Source organism: Polaribacter sp., from assembly GCF_965660385.1.
In the GTDB taxonomy this organism is placed as follows: domain Bacteria; phylum Bacteroidota; class Bacteroidia; order Flavobacteriales; family Flavobacteriaceae; genus Polaribacter.
Window position 1 is genome coordinate 1 of sequence record NZ_CBFHZT010000051.1, and the last position, 19,003, is coordinate 19,003.

Consider the following 19,003-nt stretch of genomic DNA (forward strand, 5'->3'; position numbering starts at 1 on the left):
CAAAACTTATTAGGTAAACGTGTAGATTATTCAGCACGTTCTGTAATTGTTGTTGGACCAGAAATGAAATTGTCTGAATGTGGATTGCCAAAAGATATGGCAGCTGAACTTTACAAACCTTTTGTAATCCGTAAGTTGATAGAAAGAGGAATTGTAAAAACAGTAAAATCTGCAAAGAAAATAATAGATAGAAAAGAACCAGTTGTTTGGGATATTTTAGAAAATGTAATTAAAGGACATCCAGTTTTATTAAACAGAGCTCCTACTTTACACAGACTTGGTATTCAGGCTTTTCAACCAAAATTAATTGAAGGAAAAGCAATACAATTACATCCATTAGCATGTTCTGCATTTAATGCCGATTTTGATGGAGATCAAATGGCGGTTCACTTACCATTAGGACCAGAAGCTATTTTAGAAGCACAATTATTAATGTTGGCTTCTCACAATATCTTAAATCCTGCAAATGGTGCACCAGTAACAGTGCCTTCTCAAGATATGGTACTTGGTTTGTACTATATGACCAAAGAAAGAATTTCTACTCCAGAAGTACCAATTAAAGGAGAAGGACTAACTTTCTATTCTCCAGAAGAAGTAACGATTGCTTTTAACGAAGAAAAAGTAGACTTAAATGCCGGTATTAAAGTAAGAACTCAAGATTTAGATGAAAATGGTGAGCAAGTAACTAAAATTATTAAAACTACTGTAGGTAGAGTTTTATTTAATGAAAAAGTTCCTGCTGCTGCTGGATATATTAATGAAGTATTAACTAAGAAAAATTTACGTGGTATTATTGGTGGTATTTTAAAAGCTACAGATATTCCTACAACAGGTGCATTCTTAGATGAAATAAAAAATATGGGATATAAATTTGCCTTCCAAGGTGGTTTATCTTTCTCATTAGGTGATATCATTATTCCTGCTGAAAAACAATCTATGATTGATGAAGCAAATAAGGAAGTTGATGCTATTGTTGGTAACTATAATATGGGTATGTTAACGCAAAAAGAGCGTTACAATCAGGTAATTGATGTTTGGGGTTCTACCAACAACAGGTTAACTGAATTATCTATGAAACGTTTACGTGAAGATCAACAAGGTTTCAACTCTGTATACATGATGCTTGATTCTGGTGCAAGGGGTTCTAAAGAGCAGATTCGTCAGTTAACAGGTATGCGTGGATTAATGGCCAAACCTAAAAAATCTACTGCTGGAGGTGGAGAAATTATTGAAAACCCTATTCTTTCTAACTTTAAAGAAGGATTATCGATTTTAGAATACTTTATCTCAACTCACGGTGCTCGAAAAGGTTTAGCAGATACCGCTTTAAAAACGGCAGATGCTGGTTACTTAACACGTAGATTGGTAGATGTTTCTCAAGATGTAATCATTAACGAAGAAGATTGTGGTACCTTAAGAGGATTAGAAGTTACACCTTTAAAGAAAAATGATGAGATTGTTGAATCTTTATCTGATAGAATTGAAGGGCGTATTTCTTTACAAGATGTATATCATCCATTAACTGATGAATTAATACTAAAAGCAAACGAATCAATTACTTCTCAATTAGCAGATGCTGTTGAAAAATCAGGAATTGATAGTGTTGAAGTAAGATCTGCTTTAACATGTGAGTCTTTAAAAGGTATTTGTGCTAAATGTTATGGTTTAAGTTTATCAACTCGTAATAAAGTGCAAATAGGTGAAGCAGTTGGTGTAATTGCAGCACAATCTATTGGAGAACCTGGTACACAGTTAACATTACGTACATTCCACGTTGGTGGGGTTGCAGGTAACATATCCGAAGAAAATAAGTTAATTGCTAAGTTTGATGGTAACGTAACCATTGACGATTTACGTACGGTAAAAGGTAAAGATAATGAAGGTAAAGAAGTTGATATTGTAATTTCTAGAACAGCAGAAATTAAGATTATCGATAAGAAAACTGGTATTACTCAGAGTACAAACATTATTCCTTATGGTTCTATTATTTTTGATAAAGATAGAAAAACCATTAAGAAAGGAGATGTAATTGTACAATGGGATCCATTTAATGGGGTTATTGTTTCAGAATTTGCTGGTAAAGTAAAATTTGATAACTTAACTCAGGGTATGAACTACTCTGTTGAAATCGATGAACAAACTGGTTTCCAAGAAAAAGTAATTACAGACTCTAAGAATAAAAAAATCATTGCTTCTTTAATAATAGAAGATGAAGATGGTAATGCTTTACGTTCTTACAGTTTACCTGTAGGTGCTCACTTAATGGTAGATGATGGAGAAGCAGTAGAAAGTGGAAAAACATTAGTTAAAATACCTAGAAAATCTGGAAAGGCAGGAGATATTACTGGAGGTTTACCACGTGTAACAGAATTGTTTGAAGCACGTAATCCTTCTAACCCATCTGTAGTTTCTGAGATTGATGGTGTGGTTTCTTTTGGAAAAATAAAAAGAGGTAATAGAGAAATTATTGTAGAATCTAAAACAGGTGATATTAAGAAATACTTAGTAAAACTTTCTAATCAGATTTTAGTTCAAGAAAACGACTTTATTAAGGCTGGTTTACCATTATCTGATGGTGCAACTACACCTTCTGATATTTTAAGAATTAAAGGACCATCTGCTGTACAACAGTACTTAGTAAACGAAATTCAAGAAGTATATCGTTTACAAGGGGTAAAGATTAATGACAAACATTTTGAAGTTGTTGTGCGTCAAATGATGCGTAAAGTTAAAATTATCGATTCAGGAGATACACTATTCTTAGAAAATCAATTGATTCATAAAACAGACTTTATCACTGAAAACGATGCAATTTACGGAATGAAAGTTGTTGAAGATTCAGGTGATTCTGAGAATTTAAAAGCTGGTCAAATCATTACTGCACGTCAATTAAGAGATGAAAATTCTTTATTAAGAAGAAATGATCAAAACTTAGTAGAAGCTAGAGATGCAAGACCTGCAACAGCAGAACAAGTGTTACAAGGTATTACAAGAGCATCATTACAAACTAAATCGTTTATTTCTGCGGCTTCTTTCCAAGAAACTACAAAAGTATTAAACGAAGCAGCTGTAAATGGTAAGATTGATACTTTAGAAGGCTTGAAAGAAAATGTAATTGTTGGTAAGAAAATTCCAGCAGGTACAGGTATGAGAGCTTACGATAAAATTATTGTAGGACCAAAAGATGAGATAGAACAAAGTTTCTAATAATAACGTAAAAGCGTTTACATATTTAAAGTTGAATTGTTTGCAGTATTTTGCTGTATTCAATTCAACTTTTTTTTTATTTTTATAAGCACAAATAAAAAATTGGTTATAATAGCAACAGTAAAACAACACAATTATGGAAGAAAATCAAAATAAAGACGGACAGTTAAACATAGAATTAGATCAAGAGATTGCTGAGGGAACCTACTCAAACTTGGCAATTATCAATCATTCTATGTCCGAGTTTATAGTAGATTTTATCAATATTATGCCAGGAGTACCAAAGGCAAAGGTAAAATCTAGAATTATTTTAACACCACAACATGCTAAAAGATTAACCAAGGCTTTAGCAGATAACGTTCGAAAATTTGAACAACAACATGGTGAAATTAAAGATTATGAACAACCACCAATTCCTATGAATTTTGGGCCAACAGGTCAAGCTTAGGTAACATATCATATAAAGAAAAGGCTGTCTGATAAGTACTAAATGTTGTCATTTTTCGCATTACTGAAATCAAAACATATTTTGATAGAAAGTAGCTAGCGAAGCTAACAACGGAGTCGAAAAATCTATTCAATTAAAAATTGAGTAATTTAGATTTCTCCATAAAGTTAAAATGACAGGACAAAAATACTTTTCAAACAGCCTCTTTTTTTGTTTTAATTCTTTAAATAAAAATATTTTATATAAATTATAAAAAACATATATAAAAATATATGAATAATATTTTCGAAATTTGTAGCAACTAAAACAATCACTACAATGGAAAATATTAAAACACAACAAGAGCCAAAAAAAGTTACAAATAACGAGGTAACCAAAGTCGCAGTAGCTTATGGAGATGGTATAGGGCCAGAAATTATGGATGCTACTTTACGAATTTTAGAAGCAGCAGGAGCAAACATTCAACCTGAAAAAATTGAAATTGGTGAGCAAGTATATTTGTCTGGAAATTCTGCAGGAATCGAAAAAAGTGCTTGGGAAACCATCAATAGAAATAAAATCATTTTAAAAGCTCCAATCACAACACCACAAGGTAAAGGATACAAAAGCTTAAATGTTACCTTACGTAAATCTTTGGGTTTATTTGCTAATGTAAGGCCAGTTACGGCTTATGCACCCTATGTAGATACCAATTTTGCTGGGATGGATGTGGTAATTGTAAGAGAAAATGAAGAAGATTTATATGCAGGTATAGAGCATCAACAAACTCAAGATGTTGTACAATGTTTAAAATTGATTACAAGACCAGGTTGTGAAAAAATAGTAAGATACGCTTTTGAATATGCTAAAGCCTATGGGCGTAAAAAAGTTACTTGCATGGTAAAAGACAATATTATGAAATTAACAGACGGATTATTTCATAATGTATTTAAAGAGATTGCTTTAGAGTATCCTGAAATAGAAAGTAATTCTCAAATAATTGATATAGGTTCTGCACGTTTGGCAGCAAATCCAGAAAATTACGATGTAATTGTTACCTCCAATTTATATGGCGATATTATTTCTGATATTGCAGCAGAAATAGCGGGTTCTTTAGGTATGGCTGGTTCTGCAAATATTGGAACTAATGTTGCCATGTTTGAAGCCATACATGGTTCTGCACCAGATATTGCTGGTCAAAAAATAGCAAATCCATCAGGTTTACTTAATGCAGCTGTCATGTTATTATCGCATGTTGGGAAAACAAAAATTGCAGATACCATTAAAAACGCATGGTTAACTACTTTAGAAGAAGGATATCATACTGCAGATGTTTTTCAAGAGGAAATTACCAAAGAAATTGTTTCTACAAGTGAATTTGCAAATAGAATTATAGAAAACTTAGGGAAAGTACCAAAAAAATTACCACTTAGTAATTTAGCTTCTGGAAATGGAAATATTGTAATACCAACTTATAAAAGAAAAAAACAAAAGCAGGTTTTGGTTGGTGTTGATATTTTTATCAACTGGAAAGGGAATAACCCAAACATAATTGGGGATGCTTTAAATAGTATCAATTCTTTTAAAATGAAGTTGAAAATGATTACGAACAGAGGGGTAAAAGTGTATCCAGATGGAATGAAAGAAACCTACTGTACAGATCATTGGAGGTGTAGATTTGTAGATGTAAATTCTAAAATTGAAGGGCAAAAAATTTACAATCAGGTAGATTTTGAAAAAGTAATTGCACTACAATCAAAACTACACAATGAAGGTTTTGAAATTATTAAGACAGAAAATCTCTATGAGTTTGATGGGAAAAGAGGATTTTCTCTTGGTCAAGGAGAATAAAATACGTAGTGTTTATTTAAATTAGTTTGGTTGATAAAGTGGAGTGAAAGCTTCACTTTTTCTTATTTAGTCGATAATAATTTCAGTTTGTCTATATTGTTGTTGTAATACATCAAAATACAGAAAATCTAAGATTTCTTTTTGACATTGATACATGGGGATTGAATTCCAACTATGATCGCCATTTTTAACAGCATATAGATAATACGATTTCTTGAGTGATTTTAGTTTATTGGCAATTGCTTTAGAACCAAAAAGAGGTAAATAACCAACATCATTTTTAGAACAATAATGATGAGGTGCAACATCAAAAGGTACTAATTTGTCTGAAGTTCCGTGAAAAAGTTGGGTAGGAATTACAGTTTTTAAATTAATTTTATCCAAAGAAATCAAAGCACCAGCCATACTTATGATTCCTGCAAACTTCAAGTTTTTTGGTATCCAATTACCATCATTTACATAAACAAAATGTAATACTGCTTCAGCACCTGCACTAGAGCCTGCCAGAATTATCTTTTCTCTGTCTATTTTAAATCTTCTTTTCTTTTTTAATATATATTGTAAAGCAAAACTAATATCCTCTGAGGCTGTTTTAAATGCTTTAATTTTATCATTAGCTTTTGTAATACAGCCAAAACCTTTTTTTTTCATCGATAAACGATAAGAAATAGAAGCAACAGCATAGCCTCTTTTAGTGAGGTAATTTGCAAAATCTTTAATATAGTTTTCATCCTTTTTTCCTCCAGAAAATCCGCCTCCATGCACATACAAAATCAGAGGATAATTTTTTCGTATTTTTTTAGGAGTATAAAAGTCTAGTTTTAGTTTTTCGCCATTAATTTTTTTGTATTTGTAAGTTCTTTTTTTGACTTTCGAAATGCTATCAAAATAAATATTTTGAGCATGTATTAGGTTACCAAAAAAAAGAAAAATAATGATGAATACAGATTTCATATAATAATTACAGTTTTTTTTGTTGGTATTTTGTTTTTATGGTAAAATAAAAATTTCTTAAATGTTTGTAGAGAAAAGCATTTGTTTTTACATAATAAAAAGCGATAAAACATACGCAAGCCATAAAAATAAGTGCACCAACTATGGCTTGTAAAGGTGATAAGTTTTTACCAATCAATTTTAAACCCAAACCTGTAAAACTTCCATAAATAATAATAAAATGAATTACATAAATAGATAATGTTTTTTGACCAATTTTTAAGATTAAAGCAGCTTTTAAATAGGTTTCAACACCGTAGAAAAAAGCAAAGTACAAAAAAACATTACCCAATCTGGTAAATAAATAGTTATAACTTGCGGCATCTAAAAATAACTTGGTGTCTGTAAGCCAAGAAATTTCACATAAAATATAAGACGAATAAAAAATTAATATCAAACCAGTAATTACAAAACTTAGTATTGTTTTAATTTTAAAATGTTTTTTATCTAAATTTTTATGAAATAAAGTGGCTAAGAATGCACCAAAAGCAACATAGCCAAACCAGGGGATTATTGTAAAAACTGAACCATTACTTTTAGAAATATAATTGCTAATAGCAATAGGAATATTGTTACAACTTAACTCTCTGTACAAAGGTTCTGTAACAAAAATTACAATTCCAGTACATAAACTCAGTAGCGAAAAAACACTTTGATTTTTAGCAGAGATAAGATATAAACCTATAATTAAAATCAAACTTAAACCTATACACTGCAATACATCAATAACTAAAAAGTTTGTATTGAAACTACCAGAAAGCCATTGTAAAACAGGAATTCGAATAAGATAACCCACAAAAATTAAGAACAAACCTCTCAAAGCACCTTTACGCATTCTTAGGCTATCTTCTCCTTTTAATTTTGCTTTTAGTAGTAAAAAGGTAAAAATTAAACCAGAAATTGTAAAAAAGGTAGGTGCTGTAATTCCTCTAAAATAAGACCAAATTGAGTATGCTACATTTGTTTTGTCTCTGTAAATTGGGTTTAAAAGGGTGTCAATAAAATGCCCTTGCAACATCATTAAAATGGCAAACGCACGAATTATATCAATAAAATAAAGCCTTTTAGATTTCAATTATTTTCAATTAAATCCTAAAAATACAGTTATTTAAAGAAAAACACTTACAATTATAAAGAATCTAGGTTATCTTTTTAATAGAATATTACAATTGCCTAGTTCTATTTAATAAGTAAAAATCGGCTAAAACCAAAGCAGTCATTGCTTCAATAATTGGCACAGCTCTAGGTACAACACAAGGATCATGTCTTCCTTTTCCTGTAATTTCTGTTACTTCATTTTCAGAATTTATGGTTTGTTGGCTGCTCATAATTGTAGCTACAGGTTTAAAGGCTACCCTAAAATAAATATCCATTCCGTTACTAATTCCACCTTGTATGCCACCAGATAAGTTAGATTGTGTAGAACCATCCGCATTAAAAACATCATTATGTTCTGATCCTTTCATTTTAGCACCACAAAATCCGCTCCCAAATTCAAAACCTTTTACAGCATTTATAGATAACATTGCACTGCCCAATTGTGCATGTAATTTGTTAAAGATAGGTTCACCTAAGCCAACTGGTACATTTTGTGCAACACAGGTAATTGTGCCACCAATAGTATCACCAGCTTTTCTGATTTCTTTAATTTTAGTAATCATTTTTTCTGCAGATGATTCATCTGGACAACGAACAATATTACTTTCTGTTTTAGTAAAATCTACCTCTTGGTAAGGTTTTTCCATAAAAATATCTCCAACTGAAGATACAAAAGCATTGATGTTGATATTAGCAATCAATTGCTTTGCTAAAGCCCCAGCTACGACCCAATTTGCTGTTTCGCGTGCAGAACTTCGTCCACCACCTCTATAATCTCTAATACCGTATTTTTGATCATAAGTATAATCTGCATGTGAAGGCCTGTAAACATTGGTGTTATGATTGTAATCTTTACTTTTTTGATTGGTGTTTTTGATAATAAAACCAATTGAAGTACCTGTGGTTTTTCCTTCAAAAATTCCAGATAAAAACTCAACTGTATCTGGTTCTTTACGCTGGGTTACAATTTTAGATTGTCCAGGTTTGCGTCTGTTTAATTCTTCTTGAATTGCATTAAAATCAACTTCTAAACCCGCAGGGAAACCATCAATAATACCTCCAATAGCTGTTCCATGAGATTCTCCATAGGTTGTAACCTTTAATAAATTTCCGAAAGAATTAAATGACATAAGTAAAAAATTAAAATTTTGCCAACAAAGATACTTAAACAGCTCAAAAAACAGGCTAATTTTTTATAAGTTAATGATTTCTAATTACGTTAAAACTCTTTTAAGGCTTGATATTTAGAAAGATAGTTCCATATTTTAAGGATATTCAAAAAAGTTAAAAATTATTGATTTTTTTGTTTCAGAAAATAAAAAAGGTTTCTATATTTGCATCCGCATTCAGGGAATACCTGATGAGACACTTGGAGAAATGGCAGAGTGGTCGAATGCGGCAGTCTTGAAAACTGTTGACTGTAACAGGTCCGGGGGTTCGAATCCCTCTTTCTCCGCAAAACCCTTGTTAATCAATTGATTTTCAAGGGTTTGTTTTTTAAGTTGATAATAGGGTTGACAGTAAGGGGGAATCAATGGGATCAAGGATCAAGCCTAAAAGTTGTGTTTAGGCAAAAATTTGTGTTAATCTAAACAGGAAGAATTCTACATTTCTGACACCTCTGAACTGCGTTCTAAACGCTTTTATTTTGGCATTAAAAGATTCAGCAGAAGCATTTGTGCTTTTATTCAAAAAGTAGTTTAACATGGATCTATGGTTTAGGTGTAGTATTTGCTAAAGAATTAAATGCTCTAAATCCAGTTTTCACTTTATGATTATACCAATGCGCTAATTTTGTAGAGGCTATTTCTATTGATTTTGCAGTATTAAAAATATTTCTTAGTCCTTTAACTAAAGTAAATGACACTTTTATGCCAGGATATTCTTTAAAGAGTATTTCACTTCTTTGGTATTGATTTTCTGTCCAGTAAGAGGGTTGTTTCTTATTTTAACTCACACATAACTTTTGAGATTAATCCAAAATTCTCGATAGAAAAGTTAGTGATTATATGCAAGAAATTAAACATAAATTAAAAATTGCAAATTCTTAAATAAATTATTCTTTAATACTGTGAGTTATTTTAAATAATATTTTTTTTCTTTGAAAATTATTATAAAATAAAATATGCTGAAATCACCAAAAACTTCTTTAGTTAAAATATTAGTCTCTTTAAGTTTATTTTTTATTGTCTCTTGTTCAAAGAATAAAGAAGATGTAAAGTATAAAATAGGGTTTTCTCAATGTATAAGTATAGATGACTGGAGAAAATCGATGGATTATGAAATGGAAGTTGAAGCCTCATTATATTCTGAGATAGATTTAACAATATTTCAAGCAGATGGTGATGTTGAAACTCAAAAGGCACAAATAGAATCAATGATTAATGCTGGTTTTGATCTTATTATTATTTCTCCAATAGAACCAAAACCCCTAGTGAATATCGTAGAAAAAGCATATGATAAGGGTATTCCTATAATCATTATTGACAGGAAAATTAATTCAGAAAAATTTACAGCCTTTGTAGGAGCAGATAATTTAGAAGTTGGTAGAAATGCAGCAAATTATATTGCCTCTACAAGTGATGGTGTTGTTAATGTTTTAGAAATAAAAGGTAGTGGAAAATCGTATCCAAAAATAGAGAGAAACTTAGGGTTTCATGAAGTAATCAATAACGAACCAAATATTAAAGTACAATATAGTTATGATGTAGATGAAGTAGGCAAAACTGCTAAAGTATTAGATTCAATAAATATGATTCCTTTAGATTACGTTTATGCATTTAATGATAATATCGCATACGATGCTTGGAAAATTGCAAAATCGAAAGGACTAAAAAATAAAATTAAATTTATTGGAGTTGATGGACTAAATGGTAAAAATAATGGTATTGATTTAGTGAGAAGGGGTATTTTAACAGCTACAATTTTATATCCTACTGGTGGTGATGAAGCGATTAAAATTGCTAGAAAAATTTTAAACAAAGAAACAGTATTAAAAAACAATATTCTTAACACCACAGTTATAGATTATAGAAATGCTGATATCATGAAAAATCAATTTGATAAAATTAATCAGCACCAAAATGATATTGAAAATCAACAATTAAAAATCAAACAACAAGAAGAAACTTATACAACTCAGAGTAATACTTTAAAGCTACTTCTAGTATTGTTAGTTGTAAGTATATTGCTAGCAGCTTTTAGCATCTATTCTAGATTTAATATAAAGAAAAAAAAGCGTGAGTTAGAAATTCAAAATAATAAAATTACGGTTCAAAGAAATCAAATTAAAAAAATTAACGAGGCAAAGACCAATTTTTTTACAGGACTTTCCCATGAATTTAAAACACCAATTACATTAATTCTATCTTCAATAGATTCACTTGCTGAAAACAAAAACATAAGAGATAACAAACTTTTAAGAGAAGTTGGTTTAATCTTTAATAATTCAAAAAGGTTATTAAGGTTGATTAATCAATTAATAGATTTTAGAAAAGTTGAAGATAAAAAGTTTATTTTAAGAGCATCAAAAACCAATTTATATCAATTTTCAAATGCCATTTTTAAAGATTTTGAAAGAGAAGCACAAAAAAGAAACATCAAATTTTTGTTAAAAACTAACAATGAATATTTAGATGTTTATTTGGATAGGAATTTAATGGATAAGGTTTACTTTAATTTACTTTCAAATTCTTTTAAGTTTACACCAAATAATGGCACAATAAAGATTGAAATTGAGGATATAAAAGAAAGTAATTTTGTCAAAATTTATTTTAAGGATACTGGTATTGGTATTCCCAATGATGAATTGAATAATGTATTCAAAGCCTTTTATCAAGGGTCAAATAATAATAAATCAAGTTCAGGTATAGGATTACACCTTTCAAAAGAATTTATAGAGCTGCACAAAGGAAGTATTGATGTAAACTCTAATAATGGTGCAGAATTTATAATTACTTTGTATAAAGATAATGTTCACTTAAGCTCAGATGAGATTGTTTATGAACCCAATATTATCGATAATAAGTCATTAAGTTTTAATTTAGATTATGAAGATGACGCTTTTACTGTTAAAAGTGATTTAAATAAAGAAAATAGAGACACCATTTTAATTATTGAAGATAATATAGATTTGGTAAAATATTTAGATAGCAAGTTAAGTTTAGAGTATAATATAAGTGTTAGTAGTGGAAGCAATTCTCTAGAAAAAGCATTTGATGTTATACCAGACATAATTATTTGTGATGTAAACTTACCAGAAAAAAATGGGTTTGAAATATGTAATATTTTAAAGAAAGATATTAGAACTTCACATATACCTACTATTATATTAACAGCTTATGACAATAAAGAGTCATATATTAAAGGATTAGAATCAGGAGCAGATTTATTTTTAACAAAACCTTTTAGTTTTGCAATATTGTATAGGTCTATTAAAAACCTTTTATATAATAGAGAAAAACTGCGTAAACATTATATCAAGAATTTATATAAGACGAAACCAATAGAGGATATTGGTTTGTCTGAAAATAGTTTTATAGATACATTGAATAAGTATATTTATGAAAACATTGATGATTCAAGTTTTTCAGTTGAGCAATTAGCTGCCAAATTAAACATATCTAGAGTACAACTTTATAGAAAAATTAAATCTATTTTAAATATAAGTATAAGCGATTATATTTTAAATATAAGATTAGACAAAGCAAAAAAATTACTTAAAGAATCTAAGCTTTCAATTTCTGATGTAGCGTATTCTGTTGGTTTTTCTTCACCAAGTTATTTCTCCTCTTCTTTTAAAAATAAGTTTGGTAAAACTCCAAAAAACTTTAGAAAAAATTAATAAAATTTAATTACAATTAATACGATATGACAATATTAATGCAATTATATTAACCTTAAGTGTAACTATTTTATCATATAAATTACTTTTTTAAGGATTTTTAATAATAAAGTTTATTTGTATGTGGTTGATTTTAAGATTCTTACGATTATTATTTAATTTTATTACTTAATGTAACAATTCTTATAATTATTAATTGAGTGGTTTTCTAGTTTTATAGAAACTTAAACAGCAATAATTATAATGGGTAATAAAATATTAGTGTGGTCTTTAACAGCTGCCTTAGCTGGCTTCTTATTTGGCTTTGATACAGTAGTTATTTCTGGTGCAGATAAAAAACTACAAATCTTATGGAATTCATCTGATGCTTTTCACGGAAGTGTAGTTATGGCAATGGCACTTTGGGGAACAGTAGTAGGAGCATTATTTGGTAGCGTACCAACCAATAGATTTGGTAGAAAAAATACATTAATAATAATAGGAGTATTATATACTATTTCTGCAATTGGTTCTGCTCTTGCAAATGATCCATTTACCTTTGCTGTCTTTAGATTTATTGGAGGATTAGGAGTTGGAGCATCAACAATAGCAGCACCAGCATATATTTCTGAAATAGCGCCTGCTAAAGATAGAGGGCGTTTGGTTGCATTATATCAATTTAATATTGTTTTTGGAATCTTAATAGCATTCTTATCTAATTACCTTTTAAACGGTATAGGTGAAAATGCATGGAGATGGATGTTAGGCGTTGAGGCAATTCCTGCTGTTATATATACTGTATTTGTATTATCGGTTCCTAAAAGCCCAAGATGGTTACTTTCAAAATTTAGAAAAGAAGAAGCTAAAGAAGTTTTAGCAATTATAAACCCAGGTATAAATCCCGAAAAATTACTGTTAGAAATCGGTTCTTTAGATAAGAGTGAAAAAGTGAGTGAAACAATATTTATGAAGAAATATAGGTTTCCATTAACACTAGCATTTCTAATAGCAATGTTTAATCAATTATCAGGTATTAATGCCTTTTTATACTATGCTCCTAGAATTTTTGAAGAAGCAGGTTTAGGTGAAAGTACAGCATTGTTAAGTAGTATTGGTATTGGAGTAACTAATTTAATATTTACATTATTAGGGGTCTTTTTAATAGATAAACTTGGTAGAAAAACATTAATGTATTTTGGTTCTATTGGCTATATTATTTCATTAAGTTTAGTGGCTTGTGCATTCTTTTTTGGATGGACAGGTATGGCTGTACCAATATTTTTATTCTTGTTTATCGCTTCACATGCAATTGGTCAAGGAGCAGTAATTTGGGTATTCATCTCAGAGATTTTCCCCAATCACCTAAGAGCATCTGGTCAGTCTTTTGGTAGTTCAACACATTGGTTTTTAGCAGCTTTAATTCCTGCATTAATTCCTATGTTGTTTTCTTCTATAGGTGCAGGTGTAGTTTTTCTCTTTTTTGCAATAATGATGGTGTTACAATTGTTGTTTGTAGCATTTATGATGCCTGAAACAAAAGGATTGTCTTTAGAGGAGTTAACACAAAAAATACTAAAAAAATAAGTAAATAATTATGAAGAAATTTGAATTAAGTTTGATTATTGTCTTGTTAGTTCTTGGTTGTAGTAAAGCAACCAAGACTGACAAGCTTTCTCAATCATCATACGTCAATGAAAAAGTAGAAAAATATAGGTCTAAATTTCACTTTACTCCAGAAGCAAACTGGATGAATGATCCAAATGGATTAGTTTATTCAAATGGTTATTATCATTTATTTTACCAATACTACCCTAATGGAACCGTTTGGGGACCAATGCACTGGGGTCATGCCAAAAGCAAAAACTTATTAAAATGGGAACATATGCCAATAGCATTATTTCCTGACGAATTAGGGTATATATTCTCTGGAAGTGCGGTTATAGATAAAGATAATACTGCAGGCTTTGGTAAGGGTGCAATGATTGCAATTTTTACTTATCATGATCCTGTAAAAGAAAAAGAAGGGAAAATAGATTATCAAACTCAAGGAATTGCATATAGTTTAGATGAAGGTGTAACATGGAAGAAGTACTCTGAAAACCCTGTAATAGATAATCCTGGAATAAGAGATTTTAGAGATCCTAAAGTAATTTGGAATGAAGATAAAGAAATATGGCAATTAATATTAGTAGCTAAAGATCATGTTCAAATTTATGATTCTAAAAACCTTAAACAATGGACAAAAATAAGTGAGTTTAGATTTGAGGATAATCCACCTCTAGGTGTTTGGGAATGTCCAGATTTATTCAAGTTAAAAGTAGATGGTACAGAAGAAGAAAAATGGGTTCTAATCATTAGTCATGGTGGCGAAAGTGCACCAAATGGTGGTTCAGGTACAAGATATTTTGTTGGTGATTATGATGGTACCACATTTACAACTGATCAAAAAGAAAGTCAATGGATTGATTATGGTACAGATAATTACGCAGGTGTAACTTACAATAATACGCCAGATAATAAAAGAATATTTATTGGTTGGATGTCTAACTGGAATTATGCAAATGAAACTCCGACGAAAAAATGGAGAAGTGCAATGACACTTCCAAGAGAATTGAAATTAATTAATAAAAATGGAAAATATCTTGTTAAAAGTAAAATTATTGAAAACTTTAAAACAATTACCACAGAAGTTTTAAAAGAAGAAATTACAGGTCATTTTCCTTATGATTTTCAATATCAAAACTTACAACAAAGTAAAATTTCATTTGAAGCAATAGTTAATGATAAACTAGAAGTTATATTATCGAATTCAAATAAAGATTTGTATAGCATTTCTTATGACAAAAAAACAGGTGTTTTTTCCATTGATAGGTCGCAATCTGGTAATGTTAATTTCAATAGTAATTTTAAAAAATCATCCTTTCAAAAAGTAAATATTGGTACAGAAGATCAACTTGCTATAGATATAATTTTAGACGCTTCATCTATAGAGATTTTTATAAATCAGGGTCAATATGTTATAACTACTCAAGTATTTTCCAATGAAAATTATACTGATTTTAATGTTAAAAATAAAGACGGAATAACTATTAATAATTTTAAAATTAAAAAAATTCTGTAATGAAATCATTTCACCATGTCATCATATTAATTTTATTTTTTAATTCAGCTTGTTCTCCTGATGAAAAGGTAATTCCTGAAAATCCAACGCAAGTTGAAAGCATTAAAGAAATTTTTGAATTCAATTTTGATGAAAATTTTGGAAATACTATTTCTGAAAAAAATACAGGTGCTAATTATAATATTATTGGAAACGGTATTAATTGGATGAACGGTGTTTCTGGTAGTGCTATTTTCTTTGATGGTTTATCAAATGAACTAGTAGGTACTCTACCATCATCAAATTTGCCTACTAATAAATTAGCTTTTTCATTATGGGTTTCTCCAAAAAGTTATCCTATAGGAACTGCTGCAATTATAACTTTAACGGCTAAAGACTCAGAAAATGGTGTTACAGTTGGTTTAAATAAATATGGGCAAATTGTTGTTCAATACTTTATAAACGGAGTTTTTTCAGAGGTAATTACAACAGACGTTTTACCACGTGATAAATGGAATCATTTAGTAGTTGGTATAAACCCATCAAAACAAAATTTAAAAATTTATTTAAATAATCTAGTAATTAAAAACACAAGTGTTGCTAGTGGTAATATTTCTTGGGCTACAAACAGTGTTCCTGTTAGTATTGGTAAAAATACACAAAATCAAACTTCTGGATTGTATAATATAGATTATTACTCAGGAGCAATCGATGAAATAAAAATTTTAGAAGGTGAATTATCTCAAGAAGTTGTAGATAATATAAATAGTGCTTACTCTCCACCAACTGAAGTACAGTATGAAAACAATATAGATTATTCAAACGATAATAATCGTCCAAAATATCATGCAATCCCAGATTATGGTTGGGCAAATGAATCTTATGGTTTAGTTTATTATGGAGGTAAATACCATATGTTTTTTCAAAAAAATGATGTCTTTTTAGGGATTTCTCAACAAAATTGGGGGCATTTTACTAGTGTAGATTTAGTAGATTGGTATGAAGAGAATGCGGTATTATGGCCTACAGAAGGATGGGATAATTTTGGTATTTGGTCTGGAGATGCTGTAATTCTTAACGATGGTACTCCTGCAGTTATTTACACTGGTGTTAATGGTGTAAAAGCAGGTATTGGCACAGCTATTTCTAATGATAATTATCAAACATTAATTAAAAATACTTCAAACCCCGTTATTCCTGCAGCTCCATCAGATGTTAATATGGATTTTAGGGACCCTTATGTTTGGAAAAAAAATAATGAATACCACATGATAATAGGTAGTGGTATTTCTTCTAAAGGTGGTAATGTAGTTTATTACAAGAGTACAGATTTTAACAATTGGGATTATCAAGGTATAGCATTTCAAGGGAACAAGAATAAAGGTCAAGGAGAATTTTGGGAAATGCCTGTTTTACATGAATTTCCAAACGGAAAAGAGATGTTATTGTTACAAAAAACTCCAGATGCTACACCTGCAATTACAACTTATTGGATTGGTCAATTCGAAAATGGTGTTTTTACTCCTGATTTTGAAGAGCCTAAAAAGTTAGAAGTTGTAAATGGATTTTTATCACCTGCTGTAGCTAAAGATATGGATGGAAATGTTACTGCTATTGGTATTATACCAGATGAAGTCAAAGCAAAATTCCAAATGGATCAAGGATGGGCAAATTTATTTAGTATACCACAAGTTTGGGAATTAGATAATAACAATGATATTTTAATAAAACCCCATCCAAACCTAAAGATGATTAGAGGAGATAAAACCTCATTTTCAGGGTTAGAAATTAAAGAAAGTAATTCAAATTATTTAAACGGCTATAATGGGCGTCATTTTGAAATGGAAGCATCTATAAACATTGGTAATGCTAATGAAATAGGTATAATATTAGGAAAATCACCAAATGGTGAAGAAGAGTATAGAGTGTATTATGATGTTTCAGCTCAACAATGGGTAGTTGATGCATCTAAATCTTCTTTGAGTGATTTAGTAAGAAAAGATATTAGAAGAGGTAGTTATAACATAGCTGCAAATTCTACAATTAATTTAAGAATTTTTGTTGATGGATCTGTTTTAGAGGTTTTTATTGACGATAAATCACATTTTACAGGTCGCTTTTTCCCAACCATGAGCAATGCAAACAATGTTGATTTATTTGTAAAAGGTGGCGAAGCATCTGCTGATATATCAATATATGAATTAAATAATTAAACATGAGCAAATTAATAAATATAAAAATGAATCAATTAAACAATCAATTATTATAAACAAATGAAAAAAAACTATTTTATTATTATGTTTTTTTGTTTTGCAACAGCATTTGCACAACAAAAGTCCATTTCTGGAAAAGTTACTTCAGAAGATGGTGAGCCTATACCTGGAGTTAATATTGTGGTTTCTTTATCCCAAAAAGGAACAACAACAGACTTTAATGGAGAGTATCAAATAAAAGTAAATGTAGGTGAAGAGATACTTGTTTCTTATTTAGGTTATCAAGATTTAAAACAAACTATAGGAAATGAGGATGTATATAATTTTGTTTTAAAAGAATCTGCAACTAATCTCGATGAAATTATAATTACAGGGTATTCAACTGAAAAAAAGAAAGATATTACTGGGGCAATTACAGTAGTAGAAGTAGAAGAGTTAAATTCAGTAGCTACGCCAAATGTTGTTTCAAAATTACAATCTAGAGTTCCGGGTTTAAGTTTAACTTCTTCTGGTGTTCCTGGTGGTAATGATACTCAAATTTCTATTCGTGGTCTTACATCTGTGTTTGGGGGTACTGGACCTTTGTGGGTAATTGATGGTGTGCAAACCAATTCTCCAGCAGGTTTAAATCCAAATGATATCGAAAGTATTCAAGTATTAAAAGATGCAGCATCCGCTGGTATTTATGGTACAGAAGCTGCAAGAGGTGTAATAATTGTAACTACCAAACAAGCTAAAAGTGGTACCAAAAAAATAACATTAGATTCTCGTTTAACTTTAAATACCATGAGAGAGGATTTTAGCGTTTTAGGCGCTCAAGATTGGTTAGATGTTAGGTATAGAGCTAATGGTGGGGTTCCTGTAGTTGCTGGTAATATCGTATATACACCAGGTACTCAATTACCAACTTTCTTAGATGCTAATAATAATTTAAGGGTTTCTAATACAAACTGGGTTGATGAAATTACAAGAAACTCTATTTCTACAACAACAGATTTCGGTTATTCTTATGCAACAGATAAGTGGAAAATATTTTCTGGTTTAGGTTATGCTAAAGATGAAGGTATAATTAAAAACACCTATTATGAAAGAATCAATTTTAGAATAAATTCAAGTATTAAACTCTTTAAAGAGAGAGTTACCTTAGGTCAAAATTTAACAATTGCAAATTTTAATGAAGTAAAATCAAATTCAATGGAAGATGCTTTATTGCAAAATCCATTAATTCCAGTTTATGCTGAAGATGGCACTTATGGTGGGCCTACAGGAGCTGGATTACAAGATAAATGGAA

The 19,003-nt window shown here is 30.0% G+C and carries 13 protein-coding genes and 1 tRNA gene; 9 read left to right on the plus strand and 5 right to left on the minus strand.

Annotated features, from left to right (window positions below; genetic code table 11):
- The 3 genes from rpoC to ACTG3V_RS12785 form a co-directional block, all read left to right on the plus strand.
- A partial coding sequence (gene rpoC, locus ACTG3V_RS12775) for a DNA-directed RNA polymerase subunit beta' (protein WP_439132562.1) occupies window positions 1-3,207 on the plus strand: 3,207 nt, incomplete at its 5' end.
- A gap of 136 nt (window positions 3,208-3,343) precedes the next feature.
- A complete protein-coding gene (locus tag ACTG3V_RS12780; protein ID WP_439132563.1) occupies window positions 3,344-3,655 on the plus strand; it encodes a DUF3467 domain-containing protein in 312 nt (103 codons plus the stop codon).
- 318 nt (window positions 3,656-3,973) lie between these two features.
- Window positions 3,974-5,485, plus strand: a complete 1,512-nt coding sequence (locus tag ACTG3V_RS12785) for an NADP-dependent isocitrate dehydrogenase (RefSeq protein WP_439132564.1) — start codon at window positions 3,974-3,976, stop codon at window positions 5,483-5,485.
- 66 nt (window positions 5,486-5,551) lie between these two features.
- On the opposite strand, the gene ACTG3V_RS12790 is transcribed toward ACTG3V_RS12785, so the two are convergent.
- The 3 genes from ACTG3V_RS12790 to aroC all read right to left on the minus strand — a co-directional run bounded on the left by ACTG3V_RS12790 (window position 5,552) and on the right by aroC (window position 8,706).
- Window positions 5,552-6,439, minus strand: a complete 888-nt coding sequence (locus ACTG3V_RS12790) for an alpha/beta hydrolase (protein WP_439132565.1) — start codon at window positions 6,437-6,439, stop codon at window positions 5,552-5,554.
- Between the two features lie 7 nt (window positions 6,440-6,446).
- The gene (locus ACTG3V_RS12795) at window positions 6,447-7,553 is read right to left on the minus strand and encodes a heparan-alpha-glucosaminide N-acetyltransferase domain-containing protein (protein ID WP_439132566.1); all 1,107 of its coding nucleotides are present in this window, start codon (window positions 7,551-7,553) and stop codon (window positions 6,447-6,449) included.
- 88 nt (window positions 7,554-7,641) lie between these two features.
- A complete protein-coding gene (gene aroC, locus ACTG3V_RS12800; protein WP_439132567.1) occupies window positions 7,642-8,706 on the minus strand; it encodes a chorismate synthase in 1,065 nt (354 codons plus the stop codon).
- Window positions 8,707-8,947: 241 nt separating this feature from the next.
- Between aroC and ACTG3V_RS12805 the strand changes: the two genes are divergently transcribed.
- Window positions 8,948-9,032 (plus strand) — tRNA-Ser (locus ACTG3V_RS12805).
- 110 nt (window positions 9,033-9,142) lie between these two features.
- Here the strand turns inward: ACTG3V_RS12805 and ACTG3V_RS12810 are convergent.
- Together ACTG3V_RS12810 and ACTG3V_RS12815 are read right to left on the minus strand one after the other, a co-directional pair.
- The gene (locus ACTG3V_RS12810) at window positions 9,143-9,283 is read right to left on the minus strand and encodes a transposase (protein ID WP_439132568.1); all 141 of its coding nucleotides are present in this window, start codon (window positions 9,281-9,283) and stop codon (window positions 9,143-9,145) included.
- Window positions 9,284-9,287: 4 nt separating this feature from the next.
- A complete protein-coding gene (locus ACTG3V_RS12815) occupies window positions 9,288-9,473 on the minus strand; it encodes a hypothetical protein (RefSeq protein ID WP_439132574.1) in 186 nt (61 codons plus the stop codon).
- A gap of 228 nt (window positions 9,474-9,701) precedes the next feature.
- Between ACTG3V_RS12815 and ACTG3V_RS12820 the strand changes: the two genes are divergently transcribed.
- The 5 genes from ACTG3V_RS12820 to ACTG3V_RS12840 form a co-directional block, all read left to right on the plus strand.
- On the plus strand, window positions 9,702-12,419 hold the full coding sequence (locus ACTG3V_RS12820) for a hybrid sensor histidine kinase/response regulator transcription factor (protein WP_439132569.1): 2,718 nt from the start codon (window positions 9,702-9,704) through the stop codon (window positions 12,417-12,419).
- A 243-nt stretch (window positions 12,420-12,662) separates the two neighbouring features.
- Window positions 12,663-13,982, plus strand: a complete 1,320-nt coding sequence (locus ACTG3V_RS12825) for a sugar porter family MFS transporter (RefSeq protein WP_439132570.1) — start codon at window positions 12,663-12,665, stop codon at window positions 13,980-13,982.
- 10 nt (window positions 13,983-13,992) lie between these two features.
- Window positions 13,993-15,519 carry a glycoside hydrolase family 32 protein gene (locus tag ACTG3V_RS12830; RefSeq protein WP_439132571.1) on the plus strand — a complete coding sequence of 509 codons (1,527 nt, stop codon included), beginning with the start codon at window positions 13,993-13,995 and terminating at the stop codon, window positions 15,517-15,519.
- The gene (locus ACTG3V_RS12835) at window positions 15,519-17,711 is read left to right on the plus strand and encodes a GH32 C-terminal domain-containing protein (RefSeq protein ID WP_439132572.1); all 2,193 of its coding nucleotides are present in this window, start codon (window positions 15,519-15,521) and stop codon (window positions 17,709-17,711) included. Before ACTG3V_RS12830 ends, ACTG3V_RS12835 begins: the two co-directional genes overlap by 1 nt.
- Before the next feature lie 60 nt (window positions 17,712-17,771).
- A partial coding sequence (locus ACTG3V_RS12840; RefSeq protein ID WP_439132573.1) for a carboxypeptidase-like regulatory domain-containing protein occupies window positions 17,772-19,003 on the plus strand: 1,232 nt, incomplete at its 3' end.